The organism is Streptomyces sp. NPDC027185 (assembly GCF_055567035.1).
This window is the reverse complement of sequence record NZ_JBVHRF010000004.1, coordinates 621,933-639,283: the sequence shown is the minus strand read 5'-3', so window position 1 is coordinate 639,283 and position 17,351 is coordinate 621,933. Positions and strand designations below refer to the sequence as shown.

Genomic DNA, 17,351 nt, shown 5'->3' with positions numbered 1-17,351 from the left:
CGGGCTGCGGGGCACAGCCCGCCCCTGTTGTGGTGGTCAGGCGCCCGGAGGCGGCTGCTTGGGGAACACCCAGTTTGTCGGCGTCGGCGAACCGGCCGCCGACGGACCAGCGGAAGCCGGTGGCGGCCCGGCAGGTGACGCCGCACCCACCCGCGTCATGCTCCCGGCTGGAGCCGAGGCACCGGCGGGAAGACCGGAGGCACCGGAGGCGTCGGCGGGGCCTGCATCGGAGACTTCCGCGTCGCCGTCGCCGGGCCGGGTGATCAGTGCGGGGATGCCGGGGCGCTGGATGCGTGCCCGCCCCTTGTCGCCGGAGGCGTTCGGGTCTTCGCCGTAGCGGAAGCTGGTCCGGGCCTTGGGCGGACCGGCGTCGATCCCCTCCTTGCTGAGGCTCCCGCCCGACGGGCTGATCCCGGAGGCGACCCCGTCGGCACCCGCGCCGGGGACCTGATTCGGCCCCTGCGGAGCGGGCGTACCGGTCCCGGCCTGCACGGCCAGGGTGCCCGCGGTCTTCGCGGCCCCGGCGGCGACCGCCAGGCCGGCGACTCCGGTGCGGTGCAGATCGTCCTGGCCGCCGCCGTCGCTCGCCCAGTGGACGAACTTGTACGTGGCGTACGGGCACAGCAGCACCAGGACCATCACGACGAGGCCCGCCATCGCGTCGGACAGGGCGCTCATGCCGTCGTGCGCGTCGGACGCGCCCATGGCGGAGACACCGATCAGGAAGACCACGGTCATCAGCAGTTTCGAGACCACCAAGGTGGCGGTGGCCTCGATCCAGCCGCGCCGCCACCGTTTGGCGACGTCCCAGCCACCGCCGGCCCCGGCGAAGACGGCGAGCGCCACCATGATCAGCACGCCGACCTTCCGGGCGACCATCACGCCCCAGTACAGGAAGGCGCCGATCGCACAGCCGAAGGCGATCAAGGTGGGCACGCCCCACCCGAAGCCGAACATCGCCCCCAGCGCGTTGACCTTGATCACGCGGCGGATCGCGTCGTCGACAGAGGTGTTGGCGGCCTGGAACAAGCCGTCGGACAAGGCATCGACCACGGTGATGGCGACGGAGGTGAAGGCGATGGCGCAGAACGAGAACAGGACACCGGTCATCGTGCCGATCGCGGCCTGGGCGAGGGCGCGTTCGTCCCGTCGCCAGGCCGCGAGCATCAGCTGGATGCAGAACGTGCCGACGGTCAGGGCAAGCCCGATGGGAAGCAACAGCTCGTAGTTGTCCCGGAACCACCCGGCACCGAGGTCGATGGCGGTGGTCTGGTTGACGGCCTTGCTCGCGAGATCTGAGGCGGTGGCCGCCATCTCGCCCGCCGACTTCGCGATCCACGCTCCGATGCCGTCGGTGACGGTCCCGGCAGGGTTGGTGGCGAAGTCGACGGCGCCGCACACCGAGTCCATCAGCGGGAGGTCGCAGACTCCCATGGCAATACCTCCTTTCCGGAGGAGAGGTCAGGGCGCGACGGACGGCATGACGCCGACCAGCGCGCAGGGATGGTTCGGTCGGCACTGGACCGCGAGGGTGGCCACGCGGCTCTCCGCGCCGGCGGCGGGCGAGCCCTTCCAGGCGATCGACTGCTTGCCGGAGACCGTGACGGCGTAGACGGACGTACGAGTGATCGCTCCGGGATCTGCCTTCAGGGCCTTGGTGAACGCGTCGGGGAAGTGGCCCTCGTGCACCGTGGCCGTGGCGAACTGCCTGTTGGCAGCCATCTCCTTCCACAGCACCGGCGAAGGGACGATCGCCTCGACGGAAGCCCGATCGGCGTACCTGGACTCCGGCGTCAGCCACCCGTGCAGCGCGGACAGCAGCTCGCGCCGGGAGTGCGCCCGGGTGTCGTAGGACCACAGAGCCGCCGCGGCAGCCTTCCCGAACACGACCGGGTCACGAGTGGTCGGCGGGACCGGGAGGGACTTGGGGTGCGTCCCGGGCGAGGGGGCCGTGGACGGCGAGGTGGTCGGAGCGGCTGAACTCGCATGTGCTGCCGCATCCTTGGACGGGCTCCGGCCGTCGCGGGTGAGATATGCGGTCAGGCCGGCGAGGGAGACGAGCACCGCCAGAACGACGCTGCCGAGCAGCGCCCGGCGGCGCACGCGAGATGCGCCGCCGGGGTCCCCGCTGCGGGAGGCAGGGACGTGGGAACGTTTCGTCATGGTCAGTGGACCTGCGTTCCCAGCGTGCTGAAGAACGCGACCGTCCCGTTCGCGGCGCCCAGCAACAGCGCACAGCCCGCGCTGACCAGGACGCCCTTCTTGCCGTTGGCCTCGGCCTGGTGACCACCGGAATGGTGGCCCCAGGCCCAGACGCCTGCGCTGACGACGAGCGCCCCGACCACCGCGATGATCGCGAAGAGGGAGACGGAGCCCATCACCTGCTTGAGGACCGGCAGGCCGGGCAACCCGCCGCTGTTCGGCTTGATTCCGGGGTCGTAGGCCAGCTGGATGAGTGTGTCGGCGAGAACCACGACAAGAACTCCAGTTCGAATGTGGGCACGCTGAAGCCCGTGAGGGCGAAGCGGCGGTGAAAGAGGAGAGAGGGAGGAGGAGCGCCGGTCAGAGGACTCGGCGGGCCGCGAGGATCTGCGGCTTCCAGGACGCGAGGGTCGCGATGCGGACCACGTCACCGGTGTGCGGGGCGTTGACGATCAGACCCCGGCCGATGAACATCCCGACATGCTCGGGGACCGCGGCCGTCCCCTCGGTGAAGAGAAGATCACCAGGCTCAAGAGCATCGGCCGAGACCGACTTGCCCTCCTTGACCTGCGTATACGTCGTCCGCGTCAGGGACACCCCGGCGGCCTTGTACGCCTGCTGCATCAACGAGGAACAGTCGCAACGGCCCGTGGGGTCGCCGCCGTGGGAATCGGTGCAACGCCCGCCCCACTGATACGGCGTGCCGAGCTGACCGAGCGCCCAGCGGATCGCCGTGCGGGCCTTTCGCGGAGCATCCGCCGGAATCTTGTACCCGGCCGGCACCGCGCCGGGCGGGAACGTCCCGAAGTCGGTCCCGTCCTCGCCGGCCGTACAGCCGCCCGCGGCACCGGGCGCAGAGCTGTTCGCGGCGTCCGAGCCGGACGGTGAAGGACTCGGCGCCGCGTCGCCCCTCGGCAGCAGGGGGCCGATCGCCTTCTGCAGAGCGGTGGCCAACGGCTCCCACTTCGCGTACGCGTCGGGGAAACCGGACCGCTGCACCGCCTGCGCGGCCTGAGCAACGGAGAGCGACTCCCAGCCCGGCACCTTCTTCAGCCCCTCGTAGAACTTCGTCGAGGCGTGCACCGGGTCGAGGATCTGGTTCGCCGTTCCCCAGCCCTGCGACGGGCGCTGCTGGAACAGGCCCAGCGAATCACGGTCGCCGAACGACAGGTTCCGCAGGCCGCTCTCCTGCAGCGCGGTCGCCAGGGCCACAACCTGCCCGCGGGCCGGGATGCCCATCGCGACCCCGGTGGCCTGGATGGTCTTCGCGTTCGGAACCTGATCAGACGGACGGCTCAATCCAGGAACGGAGACCGCCCCCTTGCCGCCGCCGTCCAGGATCGCCTTCACCTGAGCGGCAACAGCCGACGCATCAACCCCCGGTGAACTGCCGCTCGGGCAGGCGGCGGAGGCACTCCCGGCACCGATGGCGAGGATCGGGACAGCCAGCAACAGCGGTGCGGTGGCGAAGAGCCCGACCGCGGCGCCGACGGTATTCTTCATCGCCGCCACCGTTCACCAGGACGACCGCTCCGGACGGAGAACGGCGCCGGGCCGGGGCGTGGACGTATCAGGACATGCTGCATCGCAGCGGCTCCTCGGTACTCGTAGGAGGCGCGGTGCCGACTTCTCGTGCAAAGCCGTCGGCACCGCGCCGATGTGAATCCGCCTCTCAGGACGGGCCCAGGTCAGGGAGTTGGTAGCTCCCGGACACCGGTCTCAGGTCACGCGCGGCAGCCAGCCGCGCTCGTAATCTCAGGCGATACACAGAGGCTCCTCACGGAGTCGATAACGGGGAAGAACGGGCTGTCCGAGCCGCGCATGAGACGCAAAAGCCCTGTTCAGCACAGGTCAGTAGGGGCGGAGCGGGGCTCCTTCCCGGCGACGAGGCGAGACAGTAGAACGGAATTCCGGCCGCACCAAACGCCCCCCACGCCCACCCCCGGAGCACGAGACGGGTCGTTAGGCGCGGCCGGGAAACGCGGCTAACCTCCGGCGCACCCCGCTCGACGCCACCGTTGTCGAGCGCCGTCCGGAGAGAACGGGCCTGGCCCCGCCGTGCCCTGAAAGAGGTCCCTGCATGAGCTACACGCTGCACCGAGGCGACGCCCTCACCGTGCTGAAGAACCTGCCCGACGAGAGTGTGAACGCCGTCATCACCGACCCGCCGTACAACTCGGGCGGACGCACCAGTTCGGACCGCACCGGCCGCACCGCCCGCGCCAAGTACGTCACCAGCAACAGCGCGCACGACCTGGAGAACTTCCCCGGAGAAAATCGCGACCAGCGCAGCTATCGAAGCTGGCTGACCGCCCTGCTCACCGAGGCGTACCGGGCGTCCACCGAGCACGCGGTTGCCGTCGTCTTCTCGGACTGGCGCCAGGAGCCGACCACCTCCGACGCCCTGCAGATGGCCGGCTGGACCTGGAGCGGCACCATCCCGTGGATCAAGCCCGCCAGCCGCCCCCGCAAGGGCGGCTTCAAGCAGTCGGCCGAGTTCATCACCTGGGGTGTCAAGGGCACCCTCGACCGGGACCGCGATCTCTACCTGCCCGGCGACTTCACCGCATCCCAGCCCCGCAAGGACCGAGTCCACATCACCCAGAAGCCCGTCGAGGTCATGCAGCAGCTCGTCCAGATCTGCCCCGAAGGCGGCACTGTCCTCGACCCCTTCACCGGAAGCGGAACCACAGGCATCGCCGCCCTACGCGAAGGCCGCAAGTTCGTGGGCGTTGAACTGTCGCCGCATTACGCCGACATCGCTGAGCGAAGGCTCCAGGAGGAACTGAACCAGGATGACTTCGTCCTGGCTGGACCAGAGCAGTGAACGTGAGAATCATCAGATCAGACCGGAACTCGCGAACCTCGGGTGGAATGAGGGCGGCTGGGTGCATCGTGAATCCGATACACCCAGCCGCCCTTCCGCCTGTCAGGCCGCCTGGAACGCCATCCGGATCAACGGCTCCGCCTTCTCCAGATGGCCTGCCGACGCGAGCCGTACCTCCACGTCCCCCGTCCCGTGATGTCCTACGCCGCGCATATCGCGCGTGAAGCCCTCCTCACAGTCGATCCTGTCCGGATCAAGGGAGAGGTACAGCAAGATCACCTCGTGCTTCGGCCGGAAGACCACCGAGGCGAGGTTCGTCATCCGCCGGTAGGCGATGTAGCACCGAAGAGGCACCACCTCGACCTCACCCCACGCGGTGAGGCCCTCGTCCAACTCGGCGTACAGGGCCTGCAAGGAGGGAGGCGCGGTGACCGGGGCCGCCTGGAGTGACGGTCTGCCGCCGCTGACACAGCCGACAGGGCCGGTCAGATCAGCCCCCCGACGCTGTTGACGGCCCGGACCGGAATGCGGAACTCCAGGGGAGGAGTCGACCAGCATCAGGCTGAGCAGCCCGCCGTCGAAGACCCGGTAACGGATCAGATCGATCCGCTCGCGCAGCCGCTGCACCGCGACCCGATCGTGGTGGGAGAAGCTCGCCGCTATACAGACCATCCGCGCGTTGCGCCAGTCGACCGACTCCGCGACCTCTTCACCTAACTTCTCCTTGACCAGGGCCTGGAACTCGTGGTGCGCCGATTCCAGCCACGACAGATACGACACAGCCTGCGACAGAACCCCGCTCTCAGAGCCCTTCTTGTATTCGATCACCACGGGAGAGTTGTTCTCATCGAGTCCGAGCGTATCGATCCGCCCCCGATGCCAAGGCCCCGTCACGTACTCCGACGCCAGGAACCGGATCCCCAGCATCGCCTCCAGCCCGGCCTCGATCCGACGTTGAAGCTCAACCTCCAACGCCACCGTCGAACCCCGAAGCTCTACATCACGGCCATCAGCATCCTGCCGAAACAGCATCAGGTCGGTCACCGGGCCCCCTCCACGAGCAGTGCAAGGGGAGCAATCAAACCGGGGGCAGGAATATTCCGGCAAGGGAGCCCCGGTCATGGGATTTGCGTGGCCCTCGACGGGGGCCAGCCAGGCCCCAACGCCTTGAACGCACTATCAGCGCGTCTAGCCACCGGAGGCGGATCTTCCTATGTCGCCCGAGGCCGTAGAGTCCGAACACCGTGAGAAGACCATGCTCAGCACCTGAGTCGCGATCCCGGGTCCCGAAATAGCGGCCGCCACGCGCGGCCTGATCCACGGTGGCCTGCTGGACGAGATGTTGCGATCCTCGGCCATCCCGAAGATGACTGCCACTGCCGTGAACGACATGGTGGAGTGCGAGGTTCCCGACGTTGCGATCCTCGGCCATCCCGGAGGGCGACCGCCACGGCGTGGGTGACCGCGGAGCGCAGCGAGACGTACGCGTTGCGATCCTCGGCCGCCCCGGAGGGCGACCGCCACGTCTGGGTGTGGGACCCGCTGGGCCTGGGCGACGAGATGTTGCGATCCTCGGCCGCCCCGGAGGGCGACCGCCACCGGCACGCCGCGCGGCGGCAGCCCGCTCCCGAGGAGGTTGCGATCCTCGGCCGCCCCGGAGGGCGACCGCCACTCGAGGACGAGGCTGGTGCCGGTGAAGCCGGTGTGGCCGGTTGCGATCCTCGGCCGCCCCGGAGGGCGACCGCCACCGGCGGTCCCAAGCACCCCACCTACGCCGCGCTCGAAGTTGCGATCCTCGGCCGCCCCGGAGGGCGACCGCCACCCGCGACGCGGGAGAAGAGCGGCGACGAGGAGGTCTGGTTGCGATCCTCGGCCGCCCCGGAGGGCGACCGCCACGACCCTCCCTGCCTGTGGGCCCTCGACGAGATCGCGTTGCGATCCTCGGCCGCCCCGGAGGGCGACCGCCACACCGACCCTCCGGCCGTCCCGTTCCCAACCAAGAGGTTGCGATCCTCGGCCGCCCCGGAGGGCGACCGCCACGTTCAGTTGGTGTCGTGGATGACGATGAACTTCGGGTTGCGATCCTCGGCCGCCCCGGAGGGCGACCGCCACGACAACGGCTGCGTCACCATCTCGCGCGTACGGACGGTTGCGATCCTCGGCCGCCCCGGAGGGCGACCGCCACGCTGACTGACCAGCGGGATTCAGAGTAGCGGGTGGGTACGGTTGACTGCCCTAGAGGAGCGAATGGGTTGAAGTGCATCATTCCGCTTCGGTGCGCTCCGCGTGTCGCGTGTGCACTAGAGGTTCCGAGGTGTGCTCGCGACATTTGAATGATGCTTCGGATCGTAGCCGTCTACGGGGCAGGTGGGCTTCTGTTGTCAGTGATGGCTCGTAGGTTGGCAACCGGTAGCCGTTCGCGGAAGTGCTTTGCGTCGTAGGGGGATTGGATATGGCGGCATCCGGCAGGCAGTTGTACGCGCACAGCTGTAACAAGTCGGGTAGGCGGCATCCTCTGGAGGAGCACCTGCGGGGCTCGGCGGAGCTCTCACGGCGGTTCGGTGAGGTGTTCGGTGTGGGGGAGCTGGCTGCGTATCTCGCGTTGATTCATGATGTGGGCAAGGGAAGTTGTGCGTGGCGGGATGGCCTTCTCGCGGCGGAGCGGCGTGGTGGCGGTCGGGTCGGCCTACCGCACAAGCATGCGGGCACGATGCTCGCAGAGCGGTACACGCAGTTGGCGTTCGGCGCTGTGGTCTTCGGCCATCATGGTGGGCTGCCGGACGTGGAAAGCTTGAAGGACGAGCTGGTGAAGGCGCGGCCCGGTGGGGAGCACGCCCAGCTCGTGGAGGAAGCTATCCGCGCAGTGGAAGAGGTGGTTCCGGAGATTCATCCGGAGAGTCGCCTCGCGGTGCCGGCCTGGTTGAGGGGACTGCCGAGGCCGGAGGGCCGGCTGCGGCTGGACTTGTTGCTGCGGATGTTGTTCAGCTGTGTGGTGGACGCAGACTTCCTGGACACCTCCGCGCACTTCGAAGATGCTGCGGTGCGGCTGCGCGATCCCGTAGACATGGGCTCACTGGTGGAACGGTATGAGCTGCGGCGAACCAAGATGCTGGCCGACCGGGAACCGTCTTCGGTGGACGCGGTGCGGCAGTCGGTGTACGAGCAGGCATGCGCTGCAGCTTCGGGGGAGCCAGGCGTGTACGTGCTACACGTGCCTACAGGTGGGGCGAAGACGCTGGCCGCCGGCGGGTTTGCTCTGCGGCATGCGGCGAAACACGGTATGCGTCGTGTGGTGCTCGCGGTGCCCTACATCTCCATCACCGAGCAGAATGCCGCGGTCTACCGGCAGCTGCTGGACCCCGACCCCGGTACGGGAGAGGAAGCTGTGGTGCTGGAGCACCACAGCGGAGTGGACCTCGATGCTGAGGCGCCGCTCGAGGGGGTGTCCGAGCGGCAGCAGAAGGAGTGGGAGCGGCGAGCGCATGCTGCCCGGTTGGCGGCGGAGAACTGGGACGCGCCGTTCGTCGTCACCACCACGGTGCGCTTGTTCGAGTCGCTGTTCTCCCGGAAGCCGTCGCAGATGCGCCGCCTGCACAACCTGGCCGGCTCCGTGATCGTGCTGGATGAGGTCCAGGCTCTGCCAGACCGCCTGATCACCCCGATCCTGAGCGTGCTGCGCGGGCTGGTCGAGCAATACGGAGTCACCGTCTTGCTGGCGTCGGCCACCCAGCCGTCGTTCTGGGAATTGCCCCGGTGGAAGGGACTGGGACGCCGGGCTGTTGTGGACGACCCCTCCGCCCTCTTCACTGAGCTGCGCCGCGTCGACTACGAGTGGCGCACAGGCGAGGACGTCACCCTGGAGAGCATCGCCGATGAGGCAGCCGGACATCGGCAGGTGCTGATCGTGGCAGGCACGACCAAGGACGCCGCCCGACTCCATCGTCACATCGAACAGCGCGCCGAGTCGGGAGAGGTGTGGCACCTGTCGACGAGAATGACGGGCGCGCATCGCCGAGAAGTCATCGCCCGAGTCAAGAAAATGCTCGCTGACGGCGCGCCGGTGCATCTGGTGTCGACGAGCCTGATCGAAGCCGGTGTGGACCTCGACTTCGCCCGTGTGTACCGGGCATGGGCACCAGCGGAGTCGATGCAGCAGGCGGCCGGCCGCTGCAACCGTGACGGGCGCCTGGATAGCGGGACGGTGGTCATCTTCCGGGCCACGGATGGCGGCCAACCGCGCGGTGACGATTACCGCGTGGCCTTGCAGGCCAGCGACTCCGAGTTCGGTCCGGACCTCGCCCGGCCTGACGACCTTGAGGCACTGGACCGGTACTACCCAGTTCGCTTCGCGCTGCAGAGCGAACTGGGAGAGGAGATCGAGGAGCTGCGCCGCCGTTTGCATTTCCCCAAGGTCGATGATGCCTTCCAGATGATCGAAAACGGGCATAGCGTTCCCGTAGTCGTCATCCGGAGAGAAGAAGACCGGGAACCCATCGAAGCGGCCGTTGCCCAGTTGCGTGACCCTTTCCGCCCTTGCGGGCCCGAGGTCCTGCGCAGCCTGCAACCACACACTGCCTCCTTGCCGCGTCAGGAGGCGGAGGCGGCCTTGCGGTCCGGTCTCGCCCAGCCGGTCACCGGGGATCTCATCTGGTGGCTCGGGGCCTACCACGAACAGCGCGGCCTGGACCCGGACGTCCTCGAAGACCGCGGCGCCTTCAGCCTGTAGGGATGGTGCACCGTCCGCCTGTCCCTGGCATGCCACCATTGCCGGGTGGCCTCAAGGGCACGTGGCGGTCTGACCGGTGCATGCGCACGGTCGGCCGAGGATCGCAACATGAATCTGTTCTGGCTGTGTCCATCCAGGATGAAGCGGGCCCAGGAGCACATGCTCCTGGGCCCGCTCGTTTGCCGTCCGCTCAATACGACGATGTGCGTAGTTCTGCTCGCCCGCGGTGTTTCCTGTAGCGGCTTCCCTCTCCACCCGGCATCGTCTAGAAGCAAAGCCAAACAGCTTCATGAAGAGAGGGTGCGTATGTACATCGATCCCGAAGCTATGGCGTCGCCTGGACCGACGGTGGGGGCTGTGCTCGTCATCGTCCTCATCCTCGCGCGCTACGGGCGGCTGAAGATTCGCCTGTTCGTGGGCTAATCAGCAGGTCAGGAGTAATCGTCAGTGGGTGCACCTATGGTGTGCACCCACTGGCATTGCTGCGCGGAGCAGCAACAAGGCGACATCTGCGGTCAGTTGAGGGCATGAGGAAGGGGCTGTGCAGGTTGGCATCGCGAACATCCGTACACCCGAGTCGAGTTGATCGGCGGGGAAACGACGGCTGGGCGTTTCCGGACCTGGTAGTGGAGGTGGCCGGACCGCTGGCCTGCTTCACGCGGCCGGAGCTGAAGGCGGAACGGGTCTCCTACCCGGCGATGAGTCCCTCCGCGGCGACCGGAGTCTTGGAAGCCATCTTCTGGAAGCCGGAATTCCACTACGTGGTGCGCTCAATCGAGGTCCTGTCCCCGATCGAGTGGACTTCGATCCGGCGCAATGAAGTCAAGTCCGTGATCACGGCTGGCGAGGTCGCGGCCCTGCGCAAGGACCCCAGCCGTCGATACGACGTTGAGGCAGACCGGGATCAACGCAACAGCATGCTGCTGCGCGACGTGCACTACCGCATCCGCGCCCAGATCGTCCTGACCGAACGCGGCCTGGGCCAGCGCGAGGAGAAATACCGGGAGCAGCTACGTCGCCGCGTGGACAAGGGAGCCTGTTTCGCCCAGCCATTCCTCGGCTGCCGCGAGTTCAGTGCCTCCTTCGGCCCGCGGACCGACGCCACACCCATCGCCCGGGACGAGGACCTGGGCGTGATGCTGCACTCCATCACCTACCCGGCATCCGGGGGCGAGCATTACCGCTGGTTCCACGCCCAGCTGGACCAGGGCGTCCTGGAGGTGCCGAAGCGGCCCCTGGGCGCGAGTGAGGTGGCTATGCCGGCCGGCTCCGGCTGGCGTGCCGACGGATCCCAGACGGGGTGACGCGCCGATGCTGCTCAACCGCCTGACCGAGTTCGCCGAGCGGGCCGAAGAGGATGGAGACCTTCCGCCCGCTTACTACCGTCCCAAGAAGATCCAATGGGTGCTGCGGATCAGCTCCGACGGAACGACCGGGCGTCTCGACGACCGCCGCCCCGTCAAGGGGACGAAAGAAAAACCGCTGCAGAGGAAGACGCCCTACGCCTACCGCTCCGGTAAGAAGCCGCCGCCGAACCTGATGGTCGACACCGCCCAATACGTACTGGCAGTCGCGAAGGCCGGCCCGGACGGAGCCACGAGCGCAGCGGCTAAGCAAGAAGCCCTGCGCCGTCAGGCCGAATACACCGGCCTGCTGCTGTCGTGGACCCAGAGCATCCCGGATGACCCTTACGCCACGATCGTGCGGTCCTTCGTCACCGACGGTGGCCTGCACCGTGTGCCCGTTCCCGACGGCATCACCTCCGCGGACACCGTCGCGCTGATGGCGCATGACGGCACCTGGCTGCACGAACTACCCACCGCACACACCGCTTGGGCAGCCACAGTGCGCGCCCGCAAGTCCGGCAGTGGCACCAGCGGGCTGTGCCTGGTGTGCGGGGAACACGGGGAGCTTCTGACCACGATCCCCGAGAGCATCAAGTCCGGAGCGATCCCCACCAGTGGCTTGGGCCGCGACTCCCAGCTGGTCAGCATCAACGCCGCGGCACAAGGACGCGGCGGAGCCCTTCAGCTGGTGAACACCCCCGTCTGCGAGCGCTGCGGCAGCCGTGCCATGGCTGCTCTCAACCTGCTTCTCGCCACCGACACCCACCGCCGCCGCAGCAACGACGCGGTGACCGTGTGGTGGACCAAGGAACCGGCCGACAGCCTCTTCGAGTCGCTGGACACCCCAACCGAGGAACACGTCGCCGAACTGCTCGACGCCCTGCACACCTGTCCTGATCCGGTGGCCGCCGGACGCCTGGACCCTACCGCCTACTACGCGCTCACGCTCGGGCTGAACAACGCCCGCGCAGTGGTGTCGGACTGGCTCGACATCCCCATCGGCCGCCTACGTAACCACCTCGGCGCCTGGTTCGCGCACCACCAGGTCTACGACGGCTGGGAGGACAGGTACCGCCACCTGCCGCTATGGCACCTGACGCTCGCCGCCGGACGCTGGGATGCCAAAGCCACCAAGTACGTCGCCCGCAGCGCCCCCAAGGGCCTGGAGAACGAGCTGATGCATGCCGCCCTCACCCGGGGCCCCATGCCGGCCCGACTCCTGCCCCACCTGCTGCAGCGCATCCGCGCCGACCGACGAGTCGACCACCCCCGCACCGCCCTGCTCCGCCTCGCACTCCACCCGAACCGGAAGGACCACCAGGTGACCGGCCCCGCACCCCAACTCGACGACCAGAACAACCAACCCGGCTACCTGTGCGGACGCACCTTCGCGGTCCTGGAAGCGATCCAACGCGCCGCGCTGCCCGACATCAACACCACCATCGGCGAGAAGTACTTCGGCACCGCAATGACCGCGCCCGCCTCCGTGCTGACCAACCTCCGCGTCGGCGCCAAGGGCCACCTCAAGCGGCTGCGCCGCGACAAGCGCGGCACCTACTACGCCCTGGACGCCCGCCTCTCCGACGCATTCGCCGCCTTCGCCCAGCTTGACAACGGCATCCCGACGCTGCTCACCACCGACCAGCAGGCATGGTTCGTCATCGGCTACGACCAACAGCGCGCTGCCGACAACGCGGCTCGCGCCGCCCACAAGAAGGCCCAGGAGAACGGCGACGACGACTCGCCGGACGACCCCGCGGACTGAGTCACCACAACACCCCAACCCCCAACCCCGGCTGTCAGCTCCACCGGGGCAAACCAGAACACCACCACGTAGAGGAGAACCATCCCGTGAGCGCGCCGCACCTTGACCCCACTCGCAAGATCGACTTCGCATACCTGGTCGAGGCACGCGACAGCAACCCCAACGGAGACCCCGACGCAGGCGGCATGCCCCGCACCGACCCCGTCTCCGGCCAGGGCCTGATCACCGATGTCGCCCTCAAGCGCAAAATCCGCGACACCGTCTTCCTCCTCAACGAGGAGACCAAAAAGCCCGGTTACGACATCTACGTCGAAGCCGGCGTCGCCCTCAACGCCCAGCACGAACGGGCCTACGCACCCGAAGCTCTCGGCGACAAGGCCAGCAAGCTCGACGCCCAGCAGTGGATGTGTCAGACCTTCTTCGATGTCCGCATGTTCGGCGCCGTCATGACCACCGGAAAGAAAGACCGTCAGGCAGGCCGCGTCCGCGGACCCGTCCAACTCACCTTCTCCCGCTCCATCGACCCCGTCACCCCCCTCGAATACGGGATCACCCGAGTTACCCCCACCAAGCAGGAAGATGTCGACACCGGCAAGGCCACCGAGATGGGCACCAAGCACATCGTCCCATACGGCCTCTACCGAGGTGAAGGCCACTTCAGCGCCCCCCTGGCCTCCCGCACCGGCGTCACCAGCGACGACCTCGCCATGTTCTGGCGCGCCTTCACCCTCATGTTCGACCACGACCGGGCAGCCGCCCGCGGCGAACTCAACCTCCGCGGCCTGTACGTATTCACCCACAACGACAAGTACGGCAACACACCCGCCCGCCAGCTCCTGGACCGCATCACCGTCAAGGGCCCCGGCGACGCCACCGCCCGCGCATTCAGCGACTACCAGGTAGACGTCAACGAAGCCGCCCTGCCCGAAGGCATCACCCTCACCACCCTCATCGGATGACCCAAACCACCACACAGAGCGGAGAGGGAAACCCCATCCAGGTAACCCTCTCCGCTCTGGAGCACTACGCCTACTGCCCGAGACAATGCGGCCTCATCCTCCTCGAAGACGCCTTCACCGACGACGCCGCCACCGTGCGAGGAACCCTCCTCCACCAACGCGTCGACACCCCCGGCAACCGAGGACGCGGCACCGTACGCACACTCCACGCACTGCCCGTCTGGCACGACGGATACGGCCTCACCGGAATCTGCGACACGGTCGAACTCCACAGCGACGGCCGCATCCTGCCCGTGGAACACAAATCGGGCCGCTACCACCCAGGCGGCCCCGCCGACGTACAGGCCGCAGCCCAGGCAATCTGCCTGGAAGAAATGTTCCACCGACCGGTCCCCGAAGCCGCGATCTACTCAGCAGCCGACCGGCGACGCCACCCCCTGCCCGTCACCGACACACTCCGGACCCAAGTCCTCGAACTGGCCGAAGCAGTCCGCACCCTGCACACCACCCACCAACTCCCTCCGCCCGCCGCGGACAACCGCTGCCGACGCTGCTCCATGGCCACCGGATGCATGCCACGACTCCTCGCCGGCACCCGCCGCTACCACCAAGCCCTCACCGACCTCTACCTTCTCGACGACCTCCAGGACACCGACGCGTGACCACCGAACTCCTCAACACCCTCTACATCCAGACACAAGGCGCAGACCTACGCCTGGAGCACGACACCCTCCGTGTGCATCTTCCCGAAACCCAAGGACGACGCATCCTGCCCCTGCGCCGCATCGACGGCATCGTCGTCTACGGACATGTCAACCTCTCCACCGAACTCATCACCCGCTGCGCCCAGGACAACCGCCCCATCACCTGGATGACCAGAGGCGGCCGCTACATGGCCCGCCTCGACGGATCCGTTCAAGGCAACGTCCTTCTCCGCCACGCCCAGCACCAAATCCACGACAACACGACAGCAAGACTTGCCATCGCTCAAAACCTTGTCGCCGGAAAAATCCGCAACAGTCGATGGATCCTGCTCCGCGCCGCTCGCGATGCCCAGCCCACGGTGCGACAACGCATCCGCGACACCACCAACGACCTTGCCCAGGCCCTGACCGCGACCAGTACCTCCAACTCCCTCGACAACGTCATGGGTGTCGAAGGCAACGCCGCCCGAAGCTACTTTTCCGCCCTGCCGCAAGCACTGCGACCCAGCCCCGGCATCCCCGCCTTCACCCACCGCAACCGCCGGCCGCCGACCGATCCCGTTAACGCCCTGCTGTCCTTCACATACGGACTCCTGCGCAGCCTCGTCCACGGAGCCGCAGAACAAGTGGGCCTCGACCCCTACATCGGCTTCCTACACGGCCTGCGCCCGGGAAAGCCTGCACTCGCTCTCGACCTCATGGAAGAGTTCCGCCCCGTCCTCGCCGACCGCTTCGCCCTCACTTTGCTCAACCGGCGCGAACTACGTTCCGAGCACTTCGAAACCATCATCGGAGGCGCCGTCCGTCTCACCGAAGAAGGCCGCAAAATCCTCTTGAGCGCCTGGCAGGAGTGGAAGACACGCCCCTGGGAGCACCCCATCGCAGGACGAACCGTTCCCGCCGGTCTCCTCCCGGTCGTCCAAGCCCGCATCCTGGCACGTCACCTCCGTGGTGAACTGCCCGGCTACCTACCCTGGACAGCAGCCTGATGGACCTCCTGCTCACCTACGATGTCGACACCACCGACCCAGCAGGACGCCGCCGACTGCGCAAGGTCGCCAAACTCTGTGAGGGGCATGGCCTCCGCGTCCAGAAATCTGTGTTCGAAATCGTCAGCGACGACGCGAGCCTCCTGCAGCTCCTGGATCAGCTCAGCAACACCATCGATCCCGACAGCGACAGCATCCGTCTCTACCGACTTCCCCGGAACGGCTTCGACAACGTTCAGACACTCGGCATTGCTCAAGTGCAGTCTCACCGCGAAGACCTCGTCCTATGACTTCTTTCGCGGCTTCGGAACCCCAAGTGCACACACGACGCGCAGACCGCGCCGAAGAAAAATGCCCGATTGTTCACCTTTCGCGCTAGAACGCTGATCCGCAGAGAGCCGCCGACTCCGGTAACCTCCCTGCTCAGATGCCGTGGCGGTCGCCCTTCGGGACGACCGAGGATCGCAACATCACGAACACCGTCGCGGTGACGTCGACGGCCGCCGTGGCGGTCGCCCTTCGGGACGACCGAGGATCGCAACGCCGAGACCGTCGAAACGCTGCGGATCGACCAGCGCAAGTGGCGGTCGCCCTTCGGGACGACCGAGGATCGCAACCCTCGCTGGACCTGCTCACCCAGACCGAGGCCGCGTGGTGGCGGTCGCCCTTCGGGACGACCGAGGATCGCAACGCCTCCGGCACGGTCTGGTTGGCCGCCGCGATCAGGTGGCGGTCGCCCTTCGGGACGACCGAGGATCGCAACAAGTGGATGGGCGGGGGGCTGGCCGCGATCCTGCTGGTGGCGGTCGCCCTTCGGGACGACCGAGGATCGCAACACCGTCGCGCAGCTCATGGACATCGGCTACCAGGAGGTGGCGGTCGCCCTTCGGGACGACCGAGGATCGCAACACCAGCCTGGGCGTCGACCGCGGCCGCGCGCCGGGCGTGGCGGTCGCCCTTCGGGACGACCGAGGATCGCAACCCCGCGCCCTCCAGCAGCTGAAGGCGGAGGGGCTCGTGGCGGTCGCCCTTCGGGACGACCGAGGATCGCAACTCGTCACACAGATGGAGTGGCCGACGCGGGGGGACCTGGTGGCGGTCGCCCTTCGGGACGACCGAGGATCGCAACGCGGATTTCGGGGCGAGGCGGGTGAACACGGCGTGCTCGTGGCGGTCGCCCTTCGGGACGACCGAGGATCGCAACGAGATGACGAGGGGCCTCAAGCGCCACACCGACCTCGTGGCGGTCGCCCTTCGGGACGACCGAGGATCGCAACAGCTCGTCGGCGGCGCGGTGGCGGTCGCCCTTCGGGACGACCGAGGATCGCAACCATGAACAGCCCCTCCTCGAACAGTCGCTGCGGGGGTGGCGGTCGCCCTTCGGGACGACCGAGGATCGCAACGACTTCGCCGTCGAGGGCAAGGACGAGGCGCTGGACGGTGGCGGTCGCCCTTCGGGACGACCGAGGATCGCAACGTGGCTGGACGCCGCGTACATCCGTACGGCGTGTGGTGGCGGTCGCCCTTCGGGACGACCGAGGATCGCAACGCCGTACCGTGCGGCGCGAGCGTCCTGGTCATGCTGGTGGCGGTCGCCCTTCGGGACGACCGAGGATCGCAACTGCGGCGCCGGCGGCAGCAGCCAGGGCGCCCACGCGGTGGCGGTCGCCCTTCGGGACGACCGAGGATCGCAACGACGTCGCCGTCCGCGTCTCGGGGAGCGGGAGGAGGGTGTGGCGGTCGCCCTTCGGGACGACCGAGGATCGCAACCTCCCGCCGTCGGTCGTCCGCGGCGAGGAGTCCGACGTGGCGGTCGCCCTTCGGGACGACCGA

At 67.8% G+C, this 17,351-nt stretch carries 14 protein-coding genes and 2 CRISPR repeat arrays (1 of these 16 only partly in view); of the genes, 9 read left to right on the top strand and 5 right to left on the bottom strand.

The window, feature by feature from the left end:
* Positions 1 to 36: 36 nt before the first annotated feature.
* From ACZ4M8_RS16420 to ACZ4M8_RS16405, 4 genes are all read right to left on the bottom strand, one after another.
* On the bottom strand, positions 37 to 1,434 hold the full coding sequence (locus tag ACZ4M8_RS16420) for an SCO6881 family protein (RefSeq protein ID WP_467607650.1): 1,398 nt from the start codon (positions 1,432 to 1,434) through the stop codon (positions 37 to 39).
* Positions 1,435 to 1,461: 27 nt separating this feature from the next.
* Positions 1,462 to 2,163, bottom strand: coding sequence for a hypothetical protein (locus ACZ4M8_RS16415; RefSeq protein WP_467607648.1), 702 nt, complete (start codon positions 2,161 to 2,163; stop codon positions 1,462 to 1,464).
* Positions 2,164 to 2,165: 2 nt separating this feature from the next.
* Entirely contained in the window at positions 2,166 to 2,474 is a 309-nt protein-coding gene (locus tag ACZ4M8_RS16410) for a DUF6112 family protein (RefSeq protein ID WP_030284936.1), read from the bottom strand.
* Positions 2,475 to 2,562: 88 nt separating this feature from the next.
* Positions 2,563 to 3,705 carry a C40 family peptidase gene (locus ACZ4M8_RS16405; protein WP_467607646.1) on the bottom strand — a complete coding sequence of 381 codons (1,143 nt, stop codon included), beginning with the start codon at positions 3,703 to 3,705 and terminating at the stop codon, positions 2,563 to 2,565.
* 577 nt (positions 3,706 to 4,282) lie between these two features.
* On the opposite strand from ACZ4M8_RS16405, the gene ACZ4M8_RS16400 reads away from it, so the two are divergent.
* Positions 4,283 to 5,029, top strand: a complete 747-nt coding sequence (locus ACZ4M8_RS16400; protein ID WP_467607643.1) for a DNA-methyltransferase — start codon at positions 4,283 to 4,285, stop codon at positions 5,027 to 5,029.
* 102 nt (positions 5,030 to 5,131) lie between these two features.
* Here the strand turns inward: ACZ4M8_RS16400 and ACZ4M8_RS16395 are convergent, their stop codons facing one another.
* Entirely contained in the window at positions 5,132 to 6,073 is a 942-nt protein-coding gene (locus ACZ4M8_RS16395) for a DUF5655 domain-containing protein (protein WP_467607642.1), read from the bottom strand.
* Positions 6,074 to 6,443: 370 nt separating this feature from the next.
* Positions 6,444 to 7,214: a CRISPR direct-repeat array (repeat unit 37 nt; unit sequence GTTGCGATCCTCGGCCGCCCCGGAGGGCGACCGCCAC).
* Between the two features lie 267 nt (positions 7,215 to 7,481).
* On the opposite strand from ACZ4M8_RS16395, the gene ACZ4M8_RS16390 reads away from it, so the two are divergent.
* From ACZ4M8_RS16390 to cas2, 8 genes are all read left to right on the top strand, one after another.
* The gene (locus ACZ4M8_RS16390; RefSeq protein WP_467607639.1) at positions 7,482 to 9,755 is read left to right on the top strand and encodes a CRISPR-associated endonuclease Cas3''; all 2,274 of its coding nucleotides are present in this window, start codon (positions 7,482 to 7,484) and stop codon (positions 9,753 to 9,755) included.
* Between the two features lie 108 nt (positions 9,756 to 9,863).
* On the top strand, positions 9,864 to 10,178 hold the full coding sequence (locus tag ACZ4M8_RS16385; RefSeq protein WP_467607637.1) for a hypothetical protein: 315 nt from the start codon (positions 9,864 to 9,866) through the stop codon (positions 10,176 to 10,178).
* Between the two features lie 209 nt (positions 10,179 to 10,387).
* The gene (cas5c, locus tag ACZ4M8_RS16380; protein WP_467607636.1) at positions 10,388 to 11,059 is read left to right on the top strand and encodes a type I-C CRISPR-associated protein Cas5c; all 672 of its coding nucleotides are present in this window, start codon (positions 10,388 to 10,390) and stop codon (positions 11,057 to 11,059) included.
* Between the two features lie 7 nt (positions 11,060 to 11,066).
* Entirely contained in the window at positions 11,067 to 12,866 is a 1,800-nt protein-coding gene (cas8c, locus tag ACZ4M8_RS16375; protein ID WP_467607634.1) for a type I-C CRISPR-associated protein Cas8c/Csd1, read from the top strand.
* Between the two features lie 86 nt (positions 12,867 to 12,952).
* The gene (gene cas7c, locus ACZ4M8_RS16370) at positions 12,953 to 13,825 is read left to right on the top strand and encodes a type I-C CRISPR-associated protein Cas7/Csd2 (protein ID WP_467607632.1); all 873 of its coding nucleotides are present in this window, start codon (positions 12,953 to 12,955) and stop codon (positions 13,823 to 13,825) included.
* Complete coding sequence (cas4, locus tag ACZ4M8_RS16365) at positions 13,822 to 14,487, top strand: CRISPR-associated protein Cas4 (RefSeq protein ID WP_467607631.1); 666 nt, start codon at positions 13,822 to 13,824, stop codon at positions 14,485 to 14,487. Before cas7c ends, cas4 begins: the two co-directional genes overlap by 4 nt.
* On the top strand, positions 14,484 to 15,518 hold the full coding sequence (gene cas1c, locus ACZ4M8_RS16360) for a type I-C CRISPR-associated endonuclease Cas1c (RefSeq protein ID WP_467607630.1): 1,035 nt from the start codon (positions 14,484 to 14,486) through the stop codon (positions 15,516 to 15,518). Before cas4 ends, cas1c begins: the two co-directional genes overlap by 4 nt.
* Complete coding sequence (gene cas2, locus ACZ4M8_RS16355) at positions 15,518 to 15,808, top strand: CRISPR-associated endonuclease Cas2 (RefSeq protein WP_467607627.1); 291 nt, start codon at positions 15,518 to 15,520, stop codon at positions 15,806 to 15,808. Before cas1c ends, cas2 begins: the two co-directional genes overlap by 1 nt.
* Positions 15,809 to 15,950: 142 nt before the next feature.
* A CRISPR array of direct repeats spans positions 15,951 to 17,351; the repeat unit is 37 nt; unit sequence GTGGCGGTCGCCCTTCGGGACGACCGAGGATCGCAAC (it continues 448 nt past the right edge of the window).

Excerpts from the sequence above, each read along its gene's own strand:
- ACZ4M8_RS16420 (WP_467607650.1), bottom strand. The coding sequence starts at position 1,434 with ATGGGAGTCTGCGACCTCCCGCTGATGGACTCGGTGTGCGGCGCCGTC.
- ACZ4M8_RS16415 (WP_467607648.1), bottom strand. The coding sequence starts at position 2,163 with ATGACGAAACGTTCCCACGTCCCTGCCTCCCGCAGCGGGGACCCCGGC.
- ACZ4M8_RS16405 (WP_467607646.1), bottom strand. The coding sequence starts at position 3,705 with ATGAAGAATACCGTCGGCGCCGCGGTCGGGCTCTTCGCCACCGCACCG.
- ACZ4M8_RS16400 (WP_467607643.1), top strand. The coding sequence starts at position 4,283 with ATGAGCTACACGCTGCACCGAGGCGACGCCCTCACCGTGCTGAAGAAC.
- ACZ4M8_RS16390 (WP_467607639.1), top strand. The coding sequence starts at position 7,482 with ATGGCGGCATCCGGCAGGCAGTTGTACGCGCACAGCTGTAACAAGTCG.
- ACZ4M8_RS16385 (WP_467607637.1), top strand. The coding sequence starts at position 9,864 with ATGAATCTGTTCTGGCTGTGTCCATCCAGGATGAAGCGGGCCCAGGAG.
- cas8c (WP_467607634.1), top strand. The coding sequence starts at position 11,067 with ATGCTGCTCAACCGCCTGACCGAGTTCGCCGAGCGGGCCGAAGAGGAT.
- cas4 (WP_467607631.1), top strand. The coding sequence starts at position 13,822 with ATGACCCAAACCACCACACAGAGCGGAGAGGGAAACCCCATCCAGGTA.
- cas2 (WP_467607627.1), top strand. The coding sequence starts at position 15,518 with ATGGACCTCCTGCTCACCTACGATGTCGACACCACCGACCCAGCAGGA.